The 22,599-nt window shown below is 64.4% G+C and carries 20 protein-coding genes and 1 tRNA gene; 11 read left to right on the top strand and 10 right to left on the bottom strand.

The features are described 5' to 3' along the window. Nucleotides 1–5 precede the first annotated feature (5 nt). The 3 genes from ACOGXH_RS17060 (at nt 6) to selB (ending at nt 3,538) form a co-directional block, all read left to right on the top strand. Entirely contained in the window at nt 6–434 is a 429-nt protein-coding gene (locus ACOGXH_RS17060) for an FxsA family protein (protein WP_419930285.1), read from the top strand. Nucleotides 435–551: 117 nt separating this feature from the next. Next, nucleotides 552–1,823 (top strand): L-seryl-tRNA(Sec) selenium transferase, encoded by a 1,272-nt coding sequence (selA, locus tag ACOGXH_RS17055; RefSeq protein ID WP_419930284.1) that lies wholly within the window; start codon nt 552–554, stop codon nt 1,821–1,823. Further along, the gene (selB, locus tag ACOGXH_RS17050) at nt 1,820–3,538 is read left to right on the top strand and encodes a selenocysteine-specific translation elongation factor (protein ID WP_419930283.1); all 1,719 of its coding nucleotides are present in this window, start codon (nt 1,820–1,822) and stop codon (nt 3,536–3,538) included. The genes selA and selB overlap by 4 nt, the downstream gene beginning before the upstream one ends. An 8-nt stretch (nt 3,539–3,546) precedes the next feature. On the opposite strand, the gene ACOGXH_RS17045 is transcribed toward selB, so the two are convergent. From ACOGXH_RS17045 to ACOGXH_RS17035, 3 genes are all read right to left on the bottom strand, one after another. Beyond that, entirely contained in the window at nt 3,547–3,810 is a 264-nt protein-coding gene (locus ACOGXH_RS17045; protein WP_419930282.1) for a WhiB family transcriptional regulator, read from the bottom strand. 116 nt (nt 3,811–3,926) lie between these two features. Then, nucleotides 3,927–5,309 carry an NfeD family protein gene (locus tag ACOGXH_RS17040; RefSeq protein ID WP_419930281.1) on the bottom strand — a complete coding sequence of 461 codons (1,383 nt, stop codon included), beginning with the start codon at nt 5,307–5,309 and terminating at the stop codon, nt 3,927–3,929. A gap of 22 nt (nt 5,310–5,331) precedes the next feature. Continuing rightward, on the bottom strand, nt 5,332–5,688 hold the full coding sequence (locus ACOGXH_RS17035) for an anti-sigma factor antagonist (RefSeq protein WP_419930280.1): 357 nt from the start codon (nt 5,686–5,688) through the stop codon (nt 5,332–5,334). Between the two features lie 276 nt (nt 5,689–5,964). Between ACOGXH_RS17035 and ACOGXH_RS17030 the strand changes: the two genes are divergently transcribed. The 7 genes from ACOGXH_RS17030 to ACOGXH_RS17000 all read left to right on the top strand — a co-directional run bounded on the left by ACOGXH_RS17030 (nt 5,965) and on the right by ACOGXH_RS17000 (nt 14,461). Next, nucleotides 5,965–6,330 carry a response regulator gene (locus tag ACOGXH_RS17030; RefSeq protein WP_419930279.1) on the top strand — a complete coding sequence of 122 codons (366 nt, stop codon included), beginning with the start codon at nt 5,965–5,967 and terminating at the stop codon, nt 6,328–6,330. Between the two features lie 212 nt (nt 6,331–6,542). Beyond that, a tRNA-Pro gene (locus ACOGXH_RS17025) sits at nt 6,543–6,619 on the top strand. Between the two features lie 32 nt (nt 6,620–6,651). Next, complete coding sequence (locus ACOGXH_RS17020; protein WP_419930278.1) at nt 6,652–7,860, top strand: DegT/DnrJ/EryC1/StrS family aminotransferase; 1,209 nt, start codon at nt 6,652–6,654, stop codon at nt 7,858–7,860. Beyond that, nucleotides 7,857–9,437, top strand: a complete 1,581-nt coding sequence (locus tag ACOGXH_RS17015; protein WP_419930277.1) for a trimethylamine methyltransferase family protein — start codon at nt 7,857–7,859, stop codon at nt 9,435–9,437. Before ACOGXH_RS17020 ends, ACOGXH_RS17015 begins: the two co-directional genes overlap by 4 nt. Further along, nucleotides 9,434–11,854, top strand: a complete 2,421-nt coding sequence (locus ACOGXH_RS17010; protein ID WP_419930276.1) for an FAD-dependent oxidoreductase — start codon at nt 9,434–9,436, stop codon at nt 11,852–11,854. The genes ACOGXH_RS17015 and ACOGXH_RS17010 overlap by 4 nt, the downstream gene beginning before the upstream one ends. 11 nt (nt 11,855–11,865) lie before the next feature. Then, nucleotides 11,866–13,083: a threonine synthase gene (locus tag ACOGXH_RS17005; protein WP_419930275.1), complete on the top strand. Its 1,218-nt coding sequence runs from the start codon at nt 11,866–11,868 to the stop codon at nt 13,081–13,083. Between the two features lie 91 nt (nt 13,084–13,174). Next, a complete protein-coding gene (locus ACOGXH_RS17000) occupies nt 13,175–14,461 on the top strand; it encodes an amidohydrolase family protein (RefSeq protein ID WP_419930274.1) in 1,287 nt (428 codons plus the stop codon). On the opposite strand, the gene ACOGXH_RS16995 is transcribed toward ACOGXH_RS17000, so the two are convergent. The 7 genes from ACOGXH_RS16995 to ACOGXH_RS16965 all read right to left on the bottom strand — a co-directional run bounded on the left by ACOGXH_RS16995 (nt 14,424) and on the right by ACOGXH_RS16965 (nt 21,856). Beyond that, nucleotides 14,424–15,350 (bottom strand): SDR family NAD(P)-dependent oxidoreductase, encoded by a 927-nt coding sequence (locus ACOGXH_RS16995; RefSeq protein ID WP_419930273.1) that lies wholly within the window; start codon nt 15,348–15,350, stop codon nt 14,424–14,426. The genes ACOGXH_RS17000 and ACOGXH_RS16995 overlap by 38 nt on opposite strands. Then, nucleotides 15,350–16,588 carry a CaiB/BaiF CoA transferase family protein gene (locus ACOGXH_RS16990; RefSeq protein ID WP_419930272.1) on the bottom strand — a complete coding sequence of 413 codons (1,239 nt, stop codon included), beginning with the start codon at nt 16,586–16,588 and terminating at the stop codon, nt 15,350–15,352. The genes ACOGXH_RS16995 and ACOGXH_RS16990 overlap by 1 nt, the downstream gene beginning before the upstream one ends. Then, a complete protein-coding gene (locus ACOGXH_RS16985; protein ID WP_419930395.1) occupies nt 16,585–17,688 on the bottom strand; it encodes an amidohydrolase family protein in 1,104 nt (367 codons plus the stop codon). Before ACOGXH_RS16985 ends, ACOGXH_RS16990 begins: the two co-directional genes overlap by 4 nt. Nucleotides 17,689–17,731: 43 nt before the next feature. Next, on the bottom strand, nt 17,732–18,316 hold the full coding sequence (locus tag ACOGXH_RS16980) for a DUF4389 domain-containing protein (RefSeq protein ID WP_419930271.1): 585 nt from the start codon (nt 18,314–18,316) through the stop codon (nt 17,732–17,734). A gap of 63 nt (nt 18,317–18,379) precedes the next feature. Beyond that, the gene (locus tag ACOGXH_RS16975; RefSeq protein WP_419930270.1) at nt 18,380–19,750 is read right to left on the bottom strand and encodes an MFS transporter; all 1,371 of its coding nucleotides are present in this window, start codon (nt 19,748–19,750) and stop codon (nt 18,380–18,382) included. A 49-nt stretch (nt 19,751–19,799) separates the two neighbouring features. Further along, on the bottom strand, nt 19,800–20,735 hold the full coding sequence (locus ACOGXH_RS16970; RefSeq protein WP_419930269.1) for an ABC transporter permease: 936 nt from the start codon (nt 20,733–20,735) through the stop codon (nt 19,800–19,802). Further along, on the bottom strand, nt 20,732–21,856 hold the full coding sequence (locus ACOGXH_RS16965) for an ABC transporter permease (protein WP_419930268.1): 1,125 nt from the start codon (nt 21,854–21,856) through the stop codon (nt 20,732–20,734). The genes ACOGXH_RS16970 and ACOGXH_RS16965 overlap by 4 nt, the downstream gene beginning before the upstream one ends. Before the next feature lie 64 nt (nt 21,857–21,920). Here ACOGXH_RS16965 and ACOGXH_RS16960 point away from each other — a divergent pair, with 64 nt between their 5' ends. After that, nucleotides 21,921–22,598 (top strand): cellulose synthase operon protein YhjQ/BcsQ, encoded by a 678-nt coding sequence (locus tag ACOGXH_RS16960; protein ID WP_419930267.1) that lies wholly within the window; start codon nt 21,921–21,923, stop codon nt 22,596–22,598. Nucleotide 22,599: the final 1 nt, after the last annotated feature.

Below are 22,599 nucleotides of genomic sequence, written 5' to 3'. Positions count from 1 at the left end.
TCACTGTGCTGGTATGGCTGGTCCTCCTATTCATTGCGGTGCCGCTGGTCGAGCTGTACGTGATCGTGGAAACGGCCAGAAGCATCGGGACGCTGGAGACCATCGGCCTGTTGGTCGTGGTCAGCGTTGTCGGCGCGTGGATGGTGAAGGCTCAGGGATTGGCGGTGCTGTGGCGGGTGCGGAGCAAGCTGGCCGAAGGCTTGATGCCTGGCCGGGAGTTGGTGGACGGAGCCTTGGTGCTGCTGGCCGGAGCGCTCATGCTCACGCCCGGTTTCGTGACCGACGCAGTGGGCCTGTTGCTGTTGTTTCCGCCCACACGGATGGCAATCCGCCCCATCATCATCCGCCGCTTCCGCCACCGCGTCACCTACTACGGTCCCGGAGACAGCGGTTCGGGAACCATTCACGACACCGACCTGGCCAACGGCGATTAATCGGCTACAGATGACGGCCGATTAGCAGAGCCATACGCTGAAGGCCGTGAAACCTCCCTCGGTAGCTGTGGTGGCCTTGTCCTCGCTCACGATCCAGAAGACCATACGCTGAAGGCCGTGAGACCTCCCTCGGTGGACGCCTTGGCCCGATCGCTGGCCGACACCGGGCTGCCCCACCCCCTGCTGGTTGACGCGGCCCGGGCGGCCATCGCGGACGGCGACCCTGGAGAGGTGGAGGAGCGAGCCCGGCGCCACGCCCACGCCGCGGCCCGGGCACTGCTACAGCCGGTGGTGAATGCCACTGGGGTTCTGCTGCACACCAACCTGGGAAGGGCTCCGCTGGCGGTGGCCACCGAAGCGGCCTACGCCAACCTCGAATTGGACCTGTCGTCGGGGCGGCGAGGCTCTCGCCACGCCCATGCCGCCGCCTTGTTGGCCCGGCTGTGCGAAGCAGAGGATGCCATCGTCGTGAACAACGGGGCGTCAGCCGTGCTGTTGGTGTTGGCCGCCTTGGCCACAGGCCGAGGGGCGGCGGTTTCCCGGGGTGAATTGGTGGAAATCGGCGGGGGTTTTCGGGTGCCGGAGGTCATGGAGCAGTCCGGAGCCCGGCTGGTGGAAGTAGGCACCACCAATCGCACCCGCCTGGCTGACTTTGCATCGGCAGTTGAAAACCCGGCCAACGACACCGCCTTGGCCCTCAAGGTGCATCAATCCAACTACCGCATCGTGGGGTTCACCGAACACGTGACTGTGGCTGAGATGTCCACTCTCGACGTCCCGGTGGTGGCCGATATTGGGTCGGGTCTGGTGGATGCCGCGTGCCCGTGGCTGGGTGACGGCCCGCCGGCGTGGCTGACCGGCGAGCCCGCGGCTCGACAAACACTGGACGACGGGGCCGCGCTGATCACGTTCTCGGGCGACAAGCTGTTCGGCGGTCCCCAAGCAGGGATCATCGCTGGGCGAGCCGACTTGGTGAGGCGATGCGCCCAGCACCCGCTGGCTCGGGCGCTGAGACCGGGCAGCCTCGTGTTGAGCGCCCTCCAACAGGTGGCCCTGGCCTACTTGCGGCGAGACGGGCAGGCCATCGATTTCTGGCGAATGGCGTCGCTAACCACCGCTGATCTGGAAGAGCGGGCCCAAGCGATGGTAAAGGAGTCAGGCGTTGGGGAGGCAGCACAGATGGCGTCGGTGCCCGGCGGCGGCACGTTGCCCGGCACAGAGATCAACTCGTGCGGCGTGGTGCTGGACGGCGATCACACGGCCTCTCTGCGGGCCGGGTCACCCCCGATCATCGCCCGAGTGAGCGACGGCCGAACATGGCTCGACTTGCGGACGGTGGCCCCGGATGATGACCGCCACGTGATCGCCGCCCTGAAGGCTCTTGGGTGAGCATCACCATTTCCACCGCCGGCCATGTGGATCACGGAAAGTCCACGCTGGTGGAGGCGCTCACCGGGGTTGACCCCGACCGGTTTGCCGAGGAGAAGGCCCGAGGCCTGACCATCGACTTGGGCTTCGGTTCGGCACCGTTGCCCTCGGGTCGGTCGGTTTCGATTATCGATGTACCGGGGCACGAGCGGTTCATCCGCAACATGCTGGCCGGGGTCGGCGCGGTGGACGCCTGCCTGTTCGTGGTGGCAGCCAACGAGGGGTGGATGCCTCAATCCGAGGAGCACCTCCGCATACTGGAACTGCTGGGGGTGTCCCACGGGTTGATCGCACTGACCAAGGTGGGATTGTGCGACGCCGATATCGCGGAGCTGGCCCGCCTGGAGGTAGAAGAGCGGGTTGAGGACACTTTTTTGGCCGGGGCGCCGGTGGTGGAGACCGATGTGGTGGACGGTTTGGGTATCGACGATTTGCGATCCGGGTTGGACGATTTGGTGGACCGGACTCCCGCAGCCGCCGACCTGCGTCGGCCAAGGATGTGGGTCGATCGGGCATTCGCCGCCCGCGGCGCGGGCACGGTGGTGACCGGGACGCTCACCGGAGGGCAAATCCGAGTGGACGATGAGCTGGAGCTCAGGCCTCGAGGTGCTGCGGTCCGGGTGAGGGCCTTGCAGAGTCACCACAGTCAGCGAACCAAGATCGGACCGGGAAACCGGGTGGCGGTCAACCTGTCAGGAGTCGGCCATCAAGAGGTGATGCGCGGCGATGTGCTGGTGAAAGCCGGTCAGTGGCATCTGACCAACCGATTCGACGCCTCTCTGGCGGTTTTGAGCACGCTGGACCACGAGGTTTCCCGACGGGGGGCGCATGCCATCTACCTGGGGGCGCGCGAGCTGCCCGTCCGCATGCGCATTCTCGGACTAGAGGCGCTTTCACCGGGCAAGACCGGGATGGTTCGCCTTCATCTACCCCGACGCCTGCCACTGCTTCCCGGCGACCGATTCGTCTTGCGAGAAAGTGGCCGGGCCGAGACCATCGGTGGCGGAACAATTCTCGACATCGATCCGGTTTTGCCCGCTTCAAGGGCCAATCCCGACCTGTCCATCGACCGAGTGGTGGCCGAACGGGGGTGGGTGGAATCCGAGCGGTTGGCCCTGTTGACCGGACAACGGCGCGAACCCGATGTTGGACGTTGGGTGGTGAGTTCAACCGTGCTCGACGCAGCCAAGACTCGGCTTCGCGCCGCGGTGGACGACGCCGGACCGCTGGGGCTGGACATCGCCGGCTTGGACGAGAAAGACCGGGCAGTGTTGAGTCTGATGGAGGATGTGGCTGCCGATGGCGGTCGAGTTCGCCCCATCGGCCAATCGGATCCGTTTGAGAACCACCGGTATACCGCTGCGTTGGAAGCAGCGCTCTTCACCCCGCCAGGTCCCGAAGCTGTGGGTGTGGACCGGAGTGAAGTGCGGGAACTGGTGAAGCGGGGAGTGATTGTGGAGCAAGATGGGGTGTTCTTCGCGGCCTCGACGCTGGTGGCTGCCCGATCAGCGGTGGCCGAGATGCTGGCCGATCGGCCCGACGGGGTAACAGTGGCCGAAGTGCGCGAGCGCTTGGAGACCACGCGCAAGTACGCCTTGCCGTTGCTGGCTTGGCTCGACGGGCAAGGAGCAACCCGTCGTAGAGGAGATGTGAGAATTGCCGGGCCTCGTCTTTGACGACGAGATCAGTTCCGGCGTCGACTGAGGATCTCCCGGCGCTCCAACTCGTTGAGCCCACCCCAGATGCCGTGCTGTTCTCGGATCTTCAGGGCATAGTCACGGCACTCGTCAATCACACTGCATTCCTGGCAAATGGCCTTGGCCCGGCCTTCCCGCTCGAGCTTCTCCTCTTTGCGCTCAAAGGACGGAGGCGGGAAGAACACAGCCGCGTGCGGCCCACGACAGGCTGCCTTTACTTGCCAGGCCCTTTCGCTGGTGACGGCGCTCACTCTTGACTACCCCCTTTTGGCGGACCTTATAGGCGAAGTTCGCCGCGCACAAGATGAGGACAGGGCAATTGAGAATCAGTCTTGACAAATTTCGGGGTTCCTTGCCGTCCGGTTCCCTATCGGCGGCGCTCTCGATAGTCGCGAGCCGCACCTTCGAGTGGTTCCACTTGCAACCACAATCCGTCAATCTCAACCACTCTGACGTGGTCGCCAGCGGTTACCGGAGTAGCCCGATTGCATCGGGCCCGCCACAGCGCGCCCCGAATTCGCACCACCCCGTCGGGGGAGACGTCTTCGACTACTTCTCCCAACTCGCCGACCATCCAGTCCCGGCCAATGGTGGGGGTGGAGAAGCGAGTGCGCACCATCGACGGCATCCCCGAGAACATGGCCACCGCCACCGCCCCGGTCATCACCACCATGGGAATCCACGACATGGATACGCCGTCGTAGAGCCACCACGTTCCCGCGGCGAACAGCATCATCCCTGCGCCGGTCCAAAAGCGGGGAACCGAGGTCTGGATGTCGATGCCGAACGCCACCATTGACGCGGCCAGAAGCGCCAGCGCCCAGGTGTTGTGAGGCAGCACCGACAGCCCGTAACCGGCCAAAATGAACAACACCGCGCCCAAGACGCCGGCCACCCCGATGCCCGCGGTGAAGAACTCAAACAGCATCAATCCCATGCCGATGGTCAACAGCAAATAGGCAACCGGGGGGCTGGCCACGGTGTGGAACAGCTGGTGGGCCAGCGACAAGCCTCGGAACTGAACCTGGGTGACCGGCTCCAGGCGAGGCTGTCCATCCACATTGATCAGGTTGGAGGCGAAGCCGAGGTGGTCGAGGTCGACCAAGAAATCGCCAATGAGCGGGGCCACGCACTGCTCCACTTCGGGGGGGATTCGCACGGTTTGGGAATCGAAGGGAATTCCTGCCTCGTTGTATAGGTCTCGAAGGTCGTCGATAGTGCGAGGCTCGCAGGCGATCACCCCCTCCGATATGAGCTTTCTCCAATCGAGCTTGTGGTCTCTGATCAGCTCCTGGTTGGCCCAGGCCACGGGATAGTCGGCCAGCATGGGCAGCGGAGCGCCGAGATCGCCAACGCTGGTTCCGGGGGCGATGCCCACTTCGTCGGCAACGGCAAAGAGCTGGGCCACCTTGCCTTCTAGCGAAGAACCGTTTGGACCAACCCAGACGGCGATAGGCACCGGCGAGTAGGCGATGGCTTCGGCTAGCTCTCCCACGCGCTCATCGGACACCACAGAGCGATTGCTGTCGACCCTAAAGACAAGGAGAGTGGCGCCTGCGCCGGCCGCATCATCCACAGAGTCCTCGATGAGCTCGGCCATCACCGGATCCAACAAGCCGGTGACCTCCACCACCACGGCCAATCCGGCATCGGCTGCTCCGTCAGACTGCGCGGCCGCCGATCCCACACCGGCCAAGCCGACAGCAGCCAGGATGCCGCCTCCCACGAGGCAGGCAGCAGCCAACTTCAATCGCGGTGATCGCACTGTTGTCTTACAACGCCTCAGGGGAGTCGGTGCCCAAAAGCGATTCCAGCGCTTCCTCTGGGGTCTCGGCTACCGGAACGATTCGGTCGAAGCCGGTGGTGTGCAGCAATCGGGCCAGGGCACCCTCTCCACAGGCCACCACGACCTCGCCGTCAGAATCGCGTATCCGCCGGATGCCTCCGATCAGCGCCCCCAAGCCTGCCGAGTCCATGAACGGCACCGACCCCAAGTCGATGAGCAGTCGGGGCTCAAGGGCCAGGTCGCCAATCCGCTCCCGGAATTGGGCCACGGTGTAAGCGTCGATCTCGCCTTGGGGACGAAGCACCGTGTGGGTATCCAGATTTTCGACTTCGATCTCGAGCACAGTGCCTCCCCTTGACCGTCCCTGATGCTAACGCGAGACAGCCCCAAAGCCATCGGCCAGCCACATTTCCAAGGTGGTCCGTCTGCGAATTGATCAGGGCGTCCTGCTAGGCAATCGACGCCCCTCGCGGCGTTGCTCCTCCTTGCCGTACGCTGCGAGTATGGCTGCGTCGGTGCGCCTTGCGAGGAGCGCCGCTGCCGTCGCAATCCGCGCCTACCAATTCACAGACGGACCACCAGCACGCTGTGCTGACATCGATTTGGATACCATCGGAGCGTGACGCATGTGCTCTTGGCTACCGACAGCGACTCCGTTTTCAACACGGTAGATGCTGCTTTGGGCAGCGATGCATCTGGAATCAGCAGAGTTCGGGCTGGTGTGGAGGTGCTGGACGCGGTGCGGGAACAAGAACCTGATGTGGTGATATGCGATCTTCAGATAGGCAACATGGGGGGGATGGCCACTTGTCTGGATCTGCGCATGGAGGCGGAGATGGGGCGGGCGCCGGAGACTCGGGTTTTGATGCTGCTGGATCGGGAGGCTGATGTGTTTTTGGCGAAGCAGGCTCGGTCGGATGGGTGGATCGTGAAGCCTTTGGATGCAGTTAGCGTTCAGCGGGCTGTTGCTGCGGTTTTGGGTTGAGCATCCTCCGGCGGTTTGGCGGGTCCTGTCCGGGCTCAGCCCGCCGTCCTCCATGGAGTCCGGGCGGCGGGCGCCCAGAGCCCGGCCACCCCCCAAACCGCCTATGTTGTTTTCCCACCTCTTTCTTTGTTGAGGAGAGGAGGTCCGTCTCCGGCGCCACCCACAACCGCGCCTACGTTATTTGCCCACCCCATTGGTAGTGTTGGTGGTTACGGGCAGTGGCGCAGCTTGGTAGCGCGCTTCGTTCGGGACGAAGAGGTCGTGGGTTCAAATCCCGCCTGCCCGACCATCCAAAACTGATGTAGGACGTAAGGGGAATGGATGACGGGGCTCCCCACGATCGAACTTGACTTCACGTCTCCGCCGCCGATCCCGGCCGCGGGGGTGCAGCGGGCCAACGAGCTTCTGAAGTCGGGGCGGCTTTTCCGCTACGGCGAGACCGGCGTCGGCGAACTCGATGTGGCCGAACTGGAGATGGCCTTCGCCCAGTTGGTCGGCCGCCGGTACTGCATTGCTTTCAATAGCTGTGGAGCGTCGCTCGCGGCCAGCCTCATGGCAGTCGGCGTGGGTCCGGGCGAGCCGGTGCTCATGAACGCCTTCACCCTGGCACCGGTGCCCGGCGCGATCGTCCACGCCGGCGGCGATCCCGTGTTCGTCGGAATCACCCCCGATTACGAGATCGACCTCGAGCACCTTCGCACCGCGGCTCAAAGCTCGGGGGCCCGGGTGCTGATGCTGTCGCACATGCGCGGCCATATCACCGACATGGACCGGCTCATGGAGGTGGCGACCGACCTCAGCCTGACCGTGATCGAGGACTGTGCCCACACCATGGGCGCGGGCTGGAGCGGCCGCCCATCGGGCACGTTCGGCGCGGTTGGCTGCTTTTCCACCCAGACGTTCAAGCATGTGAACTCTGGCGAGGGCGGACTGCTGGTCACCGACGATGACAATGTGGCGGCGCAGGCCATCCTCCTCAGCGGCTCGTACATGCTCCACGCGCAACACGGCACCCCCCCGCCGCCAGAAGCCATCGAGCGGCATCGGTATACGACGCCCAACCTGTCGATGCGGATGTCGGCGTTGGCCGCCGCCATCGTTCGCCCCCAACTCGACCTCCTCGAGCAGCGGGCGGCCCTCTGGAACGAGCGGTTCGACCGGTTGGCTGAGCTTCTTGACGCCGATCCGATGATCCGCGTGCCGCCGCGTCGCGCCCAGGAGCAATACGTCGCCTCGTCGATTCAGTTCTCGGTCGACGGCCTCGAGTCCTCGGAGATGACGGCGTGGCTCGCGCTCACCGAGGCTCATGGGGTTCATGTGAAGTGGTTCGGCCAGCCCGAGCCGATCGGCTTCACCAGCCGCTACGACCACTGGCGTTACGCCAGCGAGCAGACGCTGCACGCCACCGCCACAGTGCTCCAGGGTCTCTGTGACATGCGCATTCCGCTGACCATGTCGCTTGATGACTGTGCGGTAGTGGCCGAGATCATCCGCGGAGCTCTGGCCGTCGTAGGCAGGAGAAGCGAATGACCCCGTCCGACCGTCCCAGTCGCCGCGGTCGGGCACGCGAGACCAAGCGAATCGAACGCGCCAACCGACCGGACCGCGCCGACATGCCGGTGCGACCCGGTTTTTCTGGAGGCGCCTACCGGCCGCTGACCGACGATGAAGTGACGCGGGTCTGCGATGCCGCGTTCGACGTGCTCGCCAACCTTGGCGTGGCCGACCCCGTCCCGCGCCTCGTCGACGCGGCCCTCAACGCTGGCGCCGAACTGAACGACGCCGGTCGCCTCTGCCTCCCCCGTCCTGTCATGGAGGCACTGATTGATGGCGCCGCCAAGAATTTCACGCTCTACGGCCGCAACCCGCGCCATGACCTTGACATCACCGGCAACCGAGTGCATTTCGGCACGGGTGGGGCCGCGATCTCGGTGTTCGACCACCGCAGCGACACGTACCGGCCATCAACTCTGATCGATCTCTACGACTTCACCCGCTTAGCCGACCAACTCGCCAACGTGCACTGGTTCACCCGATGCGTCATCGCCACCGACCTCCCCGACCCCTACGACCTCGACATCAACACCGCCTACTGTCTATTGGCCGCCACCGAGAAGCACACGGGCACGGCCATCACCGTTCCCGAAAACGTGAGGCCCGTTGTCGAGATGTTCGACATCGCGGCCGGCGGACAAGGCGAGTTCGCCCGCCGCCCGTTCTGCAAGCTGCACAGCAGCCCGATCGTCCCGCCCCTTCGCTACGGTGCCGACGCGTGCGAGACTCTCATCTCTGCGGTCGAGCACGGCATGCCGATCAACGCCATCACTGCGGGCCAAGCCGGTGCCACCTCGCCGGCACCGCTGGCCGGAACGCTCGTGATCACCGTGGCCGAGACGCTGGCGTCGCTGGCGCTGGTCAACCTGACCCGACCCGGTCATCCGATGATTTTCTCCAATTGGCCGTTCGTGTCTGATCTCCGCACTGGATCGATGGTGGGCGGATCGGCCGAAACCGCCGTGCTCAATGCGGCGGCCGCCCAAGTCGCCAAACGATTCGGCATCCCATGCGGGGTGGCCGCGGGAATGGCCGACTCCAAGCTCCCGGATGCTCAGGCCGGCTATGAGAAGGGCATCACCACTGTGCTGGCCGGCACCGCTGGTGCCAATCTTGTCTACGAGTCGTCCGGCATGCTGGCCAGCCTGCTGGGTGCCTCCTTCGAGCAGTTTGTGATCGACGACGAACTCCTCGGCTACGCCCTCCGGGCCGTCCGGGGACTTGAGGTAACCGATGAGACCCTGGCGCTCGACGTAATCGAGTCGGTCGTTTACGGCGAGGGGCACTTCCTCGGCACAGCGCAGACGCTCTCGATGATGGAGACCGAATACCTCTACCCGAGCATCGGCGACCGCTCTACCCCCGGAGAGTGGGAGCAGAAGGGTGCTCCCGATATTCGCGCCATGGCCCAACGCCGGCTGCACGAGCTGATGCAAAATCACCCGATGTACCTCACCGCCGAACAGGACTCCGAGATCCGGGCCCGCTTCCCGATCGTGCTCCAACCGAGCGATATGACCCCCGACAGCCCAAGGTGGGCCGAGATCGCATGAGCAGCCTTCCGGATCGGGCCCAAGTGGTGGTTATAGGGGGCGGCGTGGGCGGAGCCAGCACGTTCTACCACCTCACCGAGCACGGCTGGACCGACGTTGTGCTCGTGGAGCGCGATGAGCTGGCGTCGGGGTCCACCTGGCACGCCGCCGGCCAAGTCACCCAGTTTGGCGCGGTTCAGACCATGGTCGGCCTGAAGAAGTACTCGGTCGAGCTCTACACCCGATTGGCGGCCGACCCCGAGGCGCCGATCACGTACCGTCGCGACGACGGCGGGATCCGACTGGGCTACGACCAGTCGGATCTCGACGGCTACCGGCATTTCGTCGGCATGGCCAAGGGGATGGGCGTCGACTTCGAAGTGCTCGGCCCATCGGAGATGGCCGAAGCGCATCCGCTGCTCGACATCACCGGTCTGACCTGTGGTCTGTGGGATCCCGTCGACGGTGACATCGACCCGACCGGCCTGGTCAACGGCCTCTGCAAGGCCGGTCGCCGCAACGGCGGCCAAGTGTTCCGCCACACCGAGGTGATCGGCCTCGAATCCACCGCCGAAGGCTGGCTCGTGCGCACCAACAAGGGCGACATCGAATGCGAGAGCTTCGTGAACGCCGGCGGCTACCGAGTGCATCAGATCGGCAAGTTCTACGGGTTGGAGTCGGCGGTGTCGTCGATGGAGCACCAGTACTTCCTCACCGAGGAATTGCCCGAACTCGAGGCTCTCGACAGGCGGGTGCCGCTCATCCGCGACCCCGGCGACGACTTCTACAGCCGCCAAGAGCACAACGGCCTGTTGGTGGGCATCTACGAGCAAGGCTGCAAGACCTGGGGCCGTAACCACATCCCAAACGACTTTGCCGGAAAGCTCGAGCCGCCCGACCTCGACCGCATCGCCGACAACATGGAGCGGGTCATGAAGCGCCTCCCCGTACTTGAGACCGCGGGGATCTCCTCGGTGATCAATGGTCCGATCGCCTATTCCGGCGACGGCGTCCCAATCGTGGGCAAATTGCCCGGCGTTCGCAACGGCTACGCCATGCTGGGCATACGGGCCGGCATCGGCGAGGGCGGCGGTCTCGGCAAGGTCTTGGCCGAGATCATCGTCGACGGCGAGTCTGAGTGGGATTCCTGGTGTTTGGATCCCCGACGCTTCACCCAGTACGCCGATGAGTCCTACGCCTCGGCGAAGGCAGTGGAGGAGTACCAGCGCGAGTTCGTCTTCCATCGTCCCGACGAGCACCGGCCCGCGGGCCGCAAGGCAAAGTGCACACCGCTGTACGACGTGCTGGCCGCCAAGGGCGCTGAATTCGGCGCGCTCAACGGCTGGGAGCGGGTGCTGTACTTCCACCCAGTCGAGAACGACTTCCAGCATGTGCCCGAGTTCCGCTTCTCGACCTTCCACCACCAGGTGGGCGCCGAGGCCCGGGCCGTGCGCGACAACGTCGGCATCGTGGAGATCTCGGGCTTTACCCGGTTCGAGGTCGAGGGATCGGGGGCTGATGAGTGGTTCGACCACCTGATGGCCGGTCGGCTGCCGGCCATCGGCCGCAGCGCCTTGGCCTATGTGAGCGATGAGCAGGGCCGGTTCCGTTCGGAGTTCACGATGCTGCGGCTCGCGGAGGACCGTTTCTGGCTGTTTAGCGCAGCGCTGGCCGAGTGGCACGACCTCGACCTCCTGAACGAGGCCGACCCTCCGGCCTCCGTCACCATCACCAACCTCAGCGACACCCACAACGCCCTGATGGTGGCCGGTCCCCGGTCTCGCGACGTGCTCGGCTCGGTCACCGATCACCCGCTCGACAACAAGTCGTTCCCGTGGCTGTCGACCCGCGAGATCAACATAGGCGGCCTAATGGTGCGGGCCCTTCGATTGAGCTTCACCGGCGAGCTCGGCTGGGAGCTCCATTTCCCAATCCAGCACTCGGTTGCCGTCTACGAGGCGCTGTGGGCCGCCGGTGAGCCGCTCGGCATGGTGAACTTCGGCCTGCTGGCCACCGAGTCGATGCGAATGGAGAAGAACTACCGGGTGTGGAAGCACGACATCCACACCGAATTCACGGTGCTCGAGGCCGGGCTCGACCGCTTCGTCGACCTGAACAAGGACTTCCGGGGTCGCGACGCCATCATCGCCCAGCGCGAGGCCGGCGACCGGCGCCGGTTCGTCGCCATCGAGGTCGCCAACGACGAGGCGGCCGCCCACACCGGCGATCCCATCTGGGCCGGCGACCACCTCATTGGCGTGGTCACCAGCGGCGGCTATGGGCACACCATGAACACCAACATCGCTATGGGCTATGTCGTCCCCGAATACGCCGAACCCGGCACGGAGCTGGCCATCGATGTGATCGGCGTGCGCTCCCCCGCGGTGGTGCGAGCCGAGCCCATGTTCGACCCTGCCCACGAACGCCCTCGAGCGTGAGGAGGAAGCCGGTGAGCTTTGTAACCCACCTCGAGGCGGCCATCGATGGCACCCGCCTGCCCCACAACCAACTTCAGACCCTCCACGAGGGTCGACCGCTATGGGTGCGCTACGACCTCGAAGCCGTGGGCGCGGCCATGGCCAAAGAGACGGTCGCCGGTCGAGAACCGACCATGTGGCGCTACCGGGAGCTTTTGCCCGTGGAGGACGATTCCAAGATCGCGTCGCTCGGCGAGGGCATGACACCGCTGCTCAAGTGCGACCGACTCGGTGCTGCACTTGGCCTGAACGATCTGTGGGTGAAGGACGAATCCCAGCTCCCCACTGGCTCGTTCAAGAGCCGGGGCCTCGCCATGGCGATCAGCCGGGCCAACGAGCTCGGCGTCAAGCGGGTGGCCATCCCGACGGCCGGAAACGCCGGCGGCGCACTGGCCGCCTATGCCGCCCGGGTCGGCATGGAGGCGTTTGTCTTCATGCCAGCCGATACCCCGATCGTCAACCAGCACGAGGCTTCCTACTACGGGGCCCGGGCCTGGCTGGTCGACGGCCTCATCACCGACTGCGGCGCCGTCGTGCGCGAGGGAACCGCGGAGATGGGCTGGTTCGACGTGTCCACCCTCAAAGAGCCATATCGGATCGAGGGCAAGAAGACCATGGGCCTTGAGCTCGCCGAACAGTTCGACTGGTCGCTCCCCGACGTGATCCTCTACCCAACCGGCGGCGGCACCGGCCTCATCGGCATGTGGAAAGCGTTCGCTGAACTGGCCGAGATCGGCTGGCTTGCCGACACACGCCGACCCCGGATGATCTCTTGCCAGTCGGACGGATGCGCGCCGATCAGCACCGCCTGGGCCGCAGGCCAGCGGTTCGCCGAGCCTTTCCCCAACGCGGCCACTGCGGCCAGCGGGCTGCGGGTGCCGGCCGCGGTGGGCGACTTCATGATCATCGACGCTGTCAACGAGTCGGGCGGCCAGGCCCGAGCATGTCCGGAGCAATCGCTGCTCTCATGGGCACAGCGGGGGGCCGCGCTAGAAGGCATCGCGTTCGCCCCCGAGGCCGGCGCCTGCCTCGGCGTACTCGAACTGCTCGTCGCCGAAGAGGCCATCCACCCCGATGAGCGGGTGGTGATATTCAACACCGGCGCGGCGCAGAAATACGTGGAAGTCATCGGGTCCGAACCCCTGCCCCTCTTGCCCCAGTCGGTGGACTGGGCCACGTTGTCGCCATAACCCAATCCAACCGTCCGAAAACCATGGGGCTTCATGGCGGCTAGGGGAGTTCTTGGATTTTCTTGGCTATTGTCAGAGCAAGGGGGCGACTATGACTGAGCGCTATTTGGTTATTTCCTCGGACTGTCATGCGGGACTGCCCAACGTGGAGTACCGGGACTATTTGGAATCGAAGTACCACGGAGCTTTCGATGACTTCATGGCTCAGCGGGCCGCGATCCGCACCCAGGGCAACATCATGGGCAATGAAGAGTTCGAAGAGGAGTGGTTCGGCGAGAACGAGGAAGGGCTTCGAGGGGCTTGGAATGCGGCCCGGCGCGATGCCGAGCTAGACGGTGACGGCGTCGCCGGCGAGGTGATCTTCCCCGATGCCGACGCGGTGACCGGGGGTGCTTCGGCGCCGTTCGGCGCGGGGCTAGGCATGTCGTTTGCCGAAGACCCCGATCTGCTGTTGGCCGGGGCTCGGGCCCACAACCGTTGGCTGGCCGACCTGTGCAACGACAGTCCTGAGCGGCGGGCTGGAGTGGCGGTGGTGCCGATCATCGACGATGTGGATGCCGCGGTGGCCGAGATCGCCCGAGCCCGGGAGTCGGGGCTGCGGGGCGGCATCCTCATCGCCTCCATGTGGAACGAGGGCCCTGGCTACCACGAGCGCCGGTACGACCCGATTTGGGCCGCCTGCCAAGACCTGGAGATGCCGGTTCACACCCACTCGGGGGCCGCTCCTCGCAGCGACTACGGCACCGGTCCCGGTTTCATTGGCATGTACGTGGCCGAAGTGCGGTGGTGGACCACCCGTCCCCTGTGGTTCTTGCTGTATTCCGGCGTGTTCGAGCGGTACCCGGGGCTGCGCTATGCGATTACCGAGTGCGGCTGCTTCTGGGCCGCCGACCTGCTGTGGACCATGGACGCCACTTATTCCCGAGAGCACGGCGGTGCGCAAAAGCTGGCCGCCGACGCCTACAGCCATCTGAGCCTGCGGCCCAGCGAATATTTCGACCGCAACTGCGCCATCGGTGCGGCCAGCACCAAGCGGCGGGAACTGGCCCGGCGGTTCGAAATCGGCGTGGGCAACATTATGTGGGGCAACGACTTCCCCCACCCCGAGGGCACCTGGCCCCATACCCGCAAGGCCCTGGCCGAGGCGTTCTGGGACATCCCGGCTGACGACACGGCAGCCATCCTGGGTCTGAACGCCGCCGAGTTCTACGGCTTCGACACCGAGGCACTGGCTCCGCTGGTCGACCGAATCGGCCCGACCCCTGAGGAACTGGGGCAGACCGACACGGCAGAGGCCTCGCAGAAGTGGGAGGCGCTCGCTGCGGCGGGGCGGCCTTGGATTACTGGCGTTGAGGCGGTTCCTCTGTCGATGGACTAGGGGGCGCGAACGCCGGCATTACTGAGTCCCGCATGTGGTGGTTGGTTGATGTGGGGACGGTGTAGTTGGTGAGGTCCAAGATTTCGTCCCAGTGGTCGCGGTAAGACTCGGGGGTTGGGTCAAGATTGGTGTGGCCTCGGGTGGCGACCCACGCGAGGCGGGCCATTCGGGGGCCGTCGACGGTGAAGAACTCGCCATTGGCGGGGCAGTCCTCGTGGGCTAGCCAGATCACGGCGGGGGCGACGTTCTCGGGACGCATATGGGCTTCGATGATCTCGCCGAATTTGTCGCCGGAGCGATCGGGACTCGGAGCAGTCACGGCCCAGGGAAGCACGCAATTGACCTGGACACCGTGGTATCCACCTTCCCGGCCCAACGTGCGGGTCAGCCCCATGATGCCGGCCTTGCAGGCGGCATAGGCGGACTGGCCCCGGAGGCCCCACACCGCACCGGACGCAACATTCACCACCCGGCCATAACCCTGCTCCACCATGGTGGGCCACAGTGGCCACAGCACGTGGCATGGACCACGCAGATGGACAGCAACCATGTCTTCGAACAGGTCCGGCGTCATGTCAGCGAACTCGGCTGCTCGATTCACCCCGGCGTTGTTGATCACGATGTCTACCGAGCCGAACGCATTTCGGGCCTGTTCGGCCAACCCAACCCCCCCATCAGTGCTGGTCACGCTGTGATGGTCGGCAATAGCAGTGCCTCCGGCCGCGCTGATCTCGTCAACCACCTGATCAGCAGCCTCGGAGACAATGTCGTTCACCACTACCTGCGCTCCCCGTTCGCCCAGCAGCTTGGCGTACTCCCGGCCCAATCCTTGGCCCGCCCCGGTGACTATTGCGGTGCGCCCGTCAAAGCGAAGCGGGGGCTGAGCCATCAGCCGATGACGCCGTCGGCTCGCAGCTCAGCCAACGCTGCCTCGTCCAAGCCGAGTTCGCTGGCCAACACATCGTCGGTGTGCTCACCTAGCCATGGGGGGCGGGTATCCGGCCCTTCGCTGACCGCCGACATCTTGACCGGATTCCCCGGTGTGAGCACCGGGGTGTCGGCATCCGGGCGGGGAATCTCCACCATCATGTGGCGGGCCTCGACATGGGGGTCGTCGATCACGTCGGGAGCTTCGAACACCGGAGCGGCGGCCAGTCCGGCGGCAGCCAAGTCGTTGGCCGCCTCCACGGTGGTGCGGTCACCGGACCATGCACGAACGGCAGCCCGAATCTCATCCAGATTCTCCCGCCATCCGTCCCTAGTGGAGAACCGCTCGTCTTCCAACCATTCGGGCCGGCCGATGAGATGGCAGAGGCGCTCGAACTGATGCTCTCGGCCGATCTGCATCACCAACTCGCCGGAGTCGATCGGAAATCCGTCGTTGATGATTGGAGTGGGAACCCGGGGATCGGCCCCCAGCGACCAGTAGTTGGGCACCATGTCGCCAAAGGCCACCATGGCGTCGAACATGGCAATGTCCACATGCTGGCCATGGCCGTGGCGCTCCCGCTGGCGCAGGGCCATGAGAACTCCGATGACGGCATAGAGACCCGTGCCGGTGTCGCCCAGCGCACCTACTGGGGATACCTTCACGTTTTCGCCCTCGGCCCGGTTGATGGCATAAAGACCGCCCATGGCCTCGGCAATGGGGGCATAGGCCGGCCAATGCCCATAGGGAGACTCTCCCAGATTCCCGAAGCCCGACACCGACAGGTAGATGAGGCCGGGATGCACCTGAGACAAGTCCTTGTAGCCCAGGCCACTTTTGTCCAGTGTTCCCGGCTTGAGGTTCTCGGCTAGCACATCGAAGTTGGGGACCATCTGGCGGATGAGGTCGATGGCCTTGGGATTCTTCAAGTCCATACCCACCGAGCGCTTGTTGAGGTTGTTCCGCAGATACGTGCCACCCACCGGCCGACCCTCGGGATCGGCGATGGTCGGGGTCGAGCCCCGGCCCAGGTCGCCTCGCACCGGGTGCTCGATCTTGACCACCTCTGCGCCCATGCGGGCCATGAGCTGGGTGGCGTAGGGGAGCGACTGCATCTGTTCGATGGCCAGGATGCGAATGCCGTCGAGCGGCTTGCCGTTGGCCGCGTGATCGGGGGCGGTGATGTCGCCGACTCTCATGGGCTCACATTTTGTCCGTAGATGCGCAAGGCGTTGCCGGCCAGGATGGCGTGGCGTTCGTCGTCAGGCACCCCATCGAAGTGCTCGTTGATGGTGGTGAGCGAATCGGGCCAGTCGGACCCCCCGTGGGGGAAGTCGCTGGACCACATCATCTGGGTAACGCCGATGTGGTGGCGGTTGATGATGCCGTAGTGGTCGGTGATGAACGTGGAGGCGATATTGGTGTCGAAGTAATCGCCGGGCGATCGCTGGATGGGCGCTCGGGTGGCCGGGTTGGCCCGGCGGAAGCGGTCGTCCATCTGCTCCCGCAGATAGGGGAACCACGAACTGTCGGTTTCCACCGCCAAGAACTGGAGGCCGGGGTGCCGGTCGAACACACCGCCCTCGATGAGTTGGGTGATTCGCACCGGCATGTCGAAGAAGCGCATCGACCCGGTGAGCTTCATCTTGGCCACATCGCCTTGGGCGTGGGTGGCAAAACCCACATGAACTGAAAGGGGCAGCCCGGCTTCGGCGGCCGCCGCGAACACGGGGTCGTCATCGGCGGCGAGCACCTCGTCGCCGCTCGGCCATCGTCCGAGCATCACCCCCCTGATGCCCGGAAAATCACCCACCCGATGCATCTCAGCAACGGCTGTTCCTGCTCCGACATTGGGAAGAATGGCCACCCCCCACAGGCGATTGGGGTCGAAGGCGCAGAATTCAGCTAGCCAGTCGTTGTAGGCCCGTATACAGGCAATATGGAATTCGACGTCGTCGCGGTGCCACACCAGCTGGTTGCCGATCCGGGGGGTTGGATACAGGATTTCCAGGTTTACACCATCCTGATCTTGCTCCTCGATCCGGGCAGCGGGGTCATAGCCGCCACGACGGACGTCCTCCCAGCGGACCCAACCCGACCGCTGTTCAGCGGGCAGTCCTGCCGAGCAGTTGCCACCGAAGTTGATGGGATCGTGGGCCCCTTCCAGTAACCAGGCATCGCCTTGATCGAAGCTCTCCATGCGGGGCGCTCGATCTCGGAAGCGAGCAGGCACCCGATCAACCCACAGGTCGGGCGGCTCATTCACATGGGAGTCGGCCGACACCAAGTGGTACTCCATCACGCCGACACCGTACCCGCCCCGTTAGAGGCGCTCTAAGGGATCAGCTGAGGCCAAGCGGGGGGAACTTGTCGGTGAGTAGTGATCCGTATGCGGCGGTGCGAACGTTGAAGCGGTGTACGCCGACAACAGCTTTTCGCAACCCTTGAGGCCAGCGGCCGAGGATCAGCACTGCGAAGAAGCCGGCGATTGTTGCCAACATCCACAGGATTCCCCACACGAAACTCACGATTATCACCGGGATAAGCATGATGAAGCGGAAGAACACACTAAGTCGGCTACGACCCTCTAGCTCGGGTGAGATGTTCACCACTACGTCCGGGTCCTTGCCGTTGTCTTGGGTTGAGGTGTCGAAGTCGAATGGAGGGTAGGACGACTTGAGGAAGTCCTGATAGATGCCCACGCGGGTGCTATAGCGAATCAACATGCAATTGACGCCAGCCAGTCCTTCGGGGAGCTTCCTTGTGAACACGATGGCAATCCACGAGAACACATCCACCACCAGAGAAAACGCCCCTAGGACGTACAGCACGATGACGTGTGGGATCGACAGGATCAAATTGCCGACAACCCTCCAGCGAGCCACCCTCTCTGGCGCGTTGAATTCGAATGTGGCGGGATAATCCATGACCGTCTCCTCTCAGTCCTTCCCAGTCTTTCAGACTTCGAAATTCAACACCGCAAAACTCAGTCAGCGTCCCAGAGCAGTGCGGCGGGGTATGGACAAGGTGACGAACACGCCCAGAACCGAGAGCACCACTAGCGCGGTCCAAATCTGCTGGAAGCGATCGAACAGTTGGGCCTCGGACACATTGCCTAGAAGTCCGAAGGCGATGGCAAGCCCGGTTAGAGCACCTATTTGCCGAGCGGTGGACAACACCCCCATGCCCAGGCTGTAGGTCTCATTGTCGAGATCTCGAGCCCCGATGGCGTTGATCATGGGCAACCCCATTCCCCAGCCACCAATGCCGCCCAGGATGATGGGCACAAAGAACGCGGTCCAGTAGGCGGGGTCGGGGCCGGGCACGATGCGCAGCCACACCACCGCCACCGTGGTGGTGGCCATGGCAGCTACAGCGATGGTGCGCTCGTCGAAGCGGCGGCTCAACCGTCCGGCCATCACGCTGGCCAGCGTGGCCACCGCCGGGAATGGCAGCACCGCGAACCCGGCCTGGAGAGGCCGATAATTCCAGACCTGTTCCATGTACTGAATCATCATCACGAAATAGGGGAACAAGAAGCCGGGAATGGCGATGGCAATGAACAAGGCCCATCGGAAGTTCCGCAGCCCCAGCAGCCGGGGTTCGATTACCGGTGCCGGGTGGGTCAAGATCCGCTGACGGATCAGCGGAAACAGAAAAAGGGCCAGCACGAAAGCGGCGATGATTCGGCCGTCGCCCCATCCCCACGCCCGACCCTGTACCAGGCTTAGGGTCAACAGGCCGAGGCTGGCCGCGACAATCAGCGCACCCACTAGGTCGGGAAACCGGGAGACCACCTTGCGCTCGGTGTCGGACAATAGGAATCGACCGGCCAAGAACGATGGCGCCCCAACGATCACGCTCAGCAGATAGACACCCCGCCAGCCCCAGACTTCAATCAAACCACCGCCCACCAGCGGAGCCAAGGCGCCGGCAATTCCTCCGACGGCGGTCCAACTGGTTATGGCCCTGGTCTGATCGTCTTCGGGCCACACCGCAAGGATCAAGCCAATAGACGCGGGCATCACGAACGCCGAGCCCGCCCCCTGCACAGCTCGTGACAAGACCAACACCCAAAACTCCGGAGCCAGCCATCCTCCCACCGCACCAAGGACGAACAGGGCCAGGCCGAGAAGAAAGGCCTGCTTGCGGCCCGAGCGGTCGGCGATCCGCCCGGCCGCCACCACGAACGTGGCCAGCGAGATGGAATACGCGCTGAGCACCCAGGCAGTAGAAGTGAGGCTGGTACCAAAATCATCTTTGATGCCGTCGAGAGCCAGCGGTTGGAGGGTGGCGTCCATGGTCATGAGGAACACCGCTCCCATGCTCACCCAGAAGACCGCCCAATGACGCGCCAGCACGGCCCAACCGTACGCGCCCTGGGTTGTCAGCTAGAGACGAACCTCTGAGCTAGCCGTCGCGTGTGAACGGTCGGGTGAGGGCTGCTGGTTGTCCGATGCGCCGACTAACCACCACCAGCACGATCACCGTCAAAACCGCGGGAGCCATGTTGGAGATGGATGCCACCGATCCGGAGATGACATCTTGGACTTGGAGTTGCAGCACGGTGGAGGACACGATGCCGAACAGCAGCGAGCCGGCCATGACTCCAACTGGTCGCCACGCCCCGAAGTAAACCAGTGCGATGGCGATGAATCCGCGACCGGCAGTGAGGTTCTGTTGGAAGAACCCGATCTCCAAGGCCAGCGCCGCTCCAGCCAGCCCAGCCATGGTGTTGCCGAAGATGATGGCTGCGGTGCGAATCTTGTTGACGTTCACGCCCAGGGTGTCGGCCGCATGGGGGTTTTCACCCACCGCCCGCACATTGAGGCCGAAGGTGGTTCGAGTTATGAGGAAATACACCACTGGCACCAGCAGGAAGGCCACGTAAGTGAGCACGGTGTGGCTGAACAGCAGCTCTCCCGCCCGCCCGGTGTCATCGGCCAGCCAGTTGAGGGGTCTGACCTCCAGCCCGCTTGCCTTCTTCGGGGTGCCCACCTGCTTTTGGTACAGAAGGTCGGTAAAGCCCAAGCCGAACAAATAGATCCCGATTCCGCTGATGCCCTGTTCGGCGTGCATCACCACGGTTATGAAGGCATATATAGCCCCCATGACCAGCCCGACCACCAGCCCCATGACTAGCCCGAATGCGGCGCTACCGCTTTCCAGCGAGGTGTAGTAGGCGGCGTAGGCGCCAATGAGCATCACGCCCTCGACACCCAGGTTGAGCACGCCGGCCCGTTGGCCGACGGCCTCGCCGAGCGCGGCGAGCAGGAAGGGCACCGCCAGACGGATGCCTGACGCCAGGGTGGCGGTGATGATGGCGACGGTGAAGAAATCGTTCATGCCCGATCCTCCATCTGGATGTCGCCTTCAGCCCATCGCTGCACCCTGGCTCGCAGTTTGAGGCTTCCCACCACGAACACCACCACCACGCCGTTGAGGGCGATCACCAGGGCTTGGGGCACCTGCACCGCTCGTTGTAGGGAGATGCCGCCCGCCAGCATCCCGCCGAACAGATAGGACGACAGCACCGTGAACAGCGGGTGCAGTCCTCCGAACAAGGCGGTCACGATGCCGTTGAACCCCGCGCTCTGGGTGAACGCCAGCGCGCCTCCCTCGCCGATCAGCCGGTGCGATTCGCTCCCGAACACCAACACCGCACCGGCGATGCCGGCACAGGCCCCGCTGAAGGCCAATGCCTGAGTGATGCTCATTTCGACCTTCATACCTGCGGCCCGGGAGGCATGGGGATTGTGGCCCACCGCCCGGAGACGCATCCCCAAGCTGCTGCGGAACAACAGCAAGTAGGCGAGAATGGCCACGATCAGGGCCACCACGATGCCCAGATGCAGTCGCGTTCCCCCCGGCAGGAGGGGTAGGTCGGCATTCTGGGTCAGGCGCTTGGTCTGCTGGATCCTGATGGCACCGGGTTCGATGAGCCAGTCCTCCAGCAGAAAGCTCATGAAGAACCCGGCGATGATGTTCATCATGATGGTGCTGAGAATCTCGTTGACCCCGCTGTAGGCCTTCAGGGCACCGGGGATCGCCCCCCAGATTCCTCCTCCGACTCCTCCGGCGATCATGACCAGCGGCACCAGAATCGGACGGGGGACACCGGGCAGGGCCAGCGCCACCAGCGTGGCCAGAATGGCGCCCATGATGATCTGGCCCTCGCCACCGATGTTGATGACACCGGTGCGGAAGGCGATGCAAATACCAACGCCGACCAGCATGAGGGGGATGGACTTCAGGGCGGTGGCGGCCAGTTCGTCAGGACCCCCAAACGCCCCGACGAACAGCTCCCGATAGCCGGTGAGCGGATTCGCACCGAACACGCCGAGGAGGATGGCGCCCACCACCAAGGCTGCGATTACCGCTCCCGCGGGCACCGCAAGTCCGGCAAAGGGACGCAGTAAGCGGCCAATGTCGAACCCAGAGACAAATCTCTGTTGATTGTCAGTCATTTTCAACATAGATTGCTCTGAGTTCCCCTCTGTTCGCCGAAGCGATCAACTCGCGGAGGTTTCCATGCTGGTGACCTGTTGGTCAACCAAGGGGGGTTCGGGCACGACGGTGATTGCCGCCCTCGTGAGCCTACACGCTGCCCAAGATGGGGAACGGCCTGTTCTGCTTGTCGACCTCAGCGGCGACCTGCCGGCGGTATTCGGCTGTGCCGAGACGTCAACCGGATTGGACGGGTGGCTCCGAAGCGATCTCGCCCCCTGTTCGCTTGAACGGATGCTCGAGGAGCTGACCCCCAACCTCTCGCTGCTGCCCCGAGGCCGGGGCCCGCTCAGTGCCCGACGGGCCGACGACCTTGTGGATTGGCTGTCCTCTGATGGCATCGTGGTGGTGGACGCCGGCGTGCTGAGGGCCAAGGACGAGTCCTCCGATCGCGGCTCGGATGACGAGCTCCGCTGGCGGCTGGCCGCCGAAGCCGACCGTTCAGTGCTGGTTACCCGGGCCTGCTACCTGGCGCTGCGCCGAACGGTTTCGCTTCCGGTGCGGCCAAGTGGGGTGGTGCTGGTTGCCGAGTCCGGCCGGGCCCTGACCCGAACAGACTGCGAACGGGCCATCGGAGCACCGGTGCTGGCTACTGTCGCCGTCGATCCCGACATTGCCCGGGCGGTGGACGCGGGCATGCTTCGCACCCGTGTGCCCAAGGGTGCGATAAAGGCACTCGGTCGGCTTACCGAGGAGCTCTGAG

The sequence above is a fragment of the Candidatus Poriferisocius sp. genome (assembly GCF_965208355.1).
Taxonomy (GTDB): Bacteria; Actinomycetota; Acidimicrobiia; order Acidimicrobiales; family Bin134; genus Poriferisocius.
The sequence above is the reverse complement of the archived record's forward strand: the minus strand, read 5'-3'. Positions and strand labels throughout refer to the sequence as shown.

Excerpts from the sequence above, each read along its gene's own strand:
- ACOGXH_RS16965 (WP_419930268.1), bottom strand. The coding sequence starts at position 21,856 with ATGACTGACAATCAACAGAGATTTGTCTCTGGGTTCGACATTGGCCGC.
- ACOGXH_RS16980 (WP_419930271.1), bottom strand. The coding sequence starts at position 18,316 with ATGGATTATCCCGCCACATTCGAATTCAACGCGCCAGAGAGGGTGGCT.
- ACOGXH_RS17010 (WP_419930276.1), top strand. The coding sequence starts at position 9,434 with ATGAGCAGCCTTCCGGATCGGGCCCAAGTGGTGGTTATAGGGGGCGGC.
- ACOGXH_RS17000 (WP_419930274.1), top strand. The coding sequence starts at position 13,175 with ATGACTGAGCGCTATTTGGTTATTTCCTCGGACTGTCATGCGGGACTG.
- ACOGXH_RS17015 (WP_419930277.1), top strand. The coding sequence starts at position 7,857 with ATGACCCCGTCCGACCGTCCCAGTCGCCGCGGTCGGGCACGCGAGACC.
- ACOGXH_RS16960 (WP_419930267.1), top strand. The coding sequence starts at position 21,921 with ATGCTGGTGACCTGTTGGTCAACCAAGGGGGGTTCGGGCACGACGGTG.
- ACOGXH_RS17020 (WP_419930278.1), top strand. The coding sequence starts at position 6,652 with ATGACGGGGCTCCCCACGATCGAACTTGACTTCACGTCTCCGCCGCCG.
- ACOGXH_RS16970 (WP_419930269.1), bottom strand. The coding sequence starts at position 20,735 with ATGAACGATTTCTTCACCGTCGCCATCATCACCGCCACCCTGGCGTCA.
- ACOGXH_RS16985 (WP_419930395.1), bottom strand. The coding sequence starts at position 17,688 with ATGGAGTACCACTTGGTGTCGGCCGACTCCCATGTGAATGAGCCGCCC.
- ACOGXH_RS16995 (WP_419930273.1), bottom strand. The coding sequence starts at position 15,350 with ATGGCTCAGCCCCCGCTTCGCTTTGACGGGCGCACCGCAATAGTCACC.
- ACOGXH_RS16990 (WP_419930272.1), bottom strand. The coding sequence starts at position 16,588 with ATGAGAGTCGGCGACATCACCGCCCCCGATCACGCGGCCAACGGCAAG.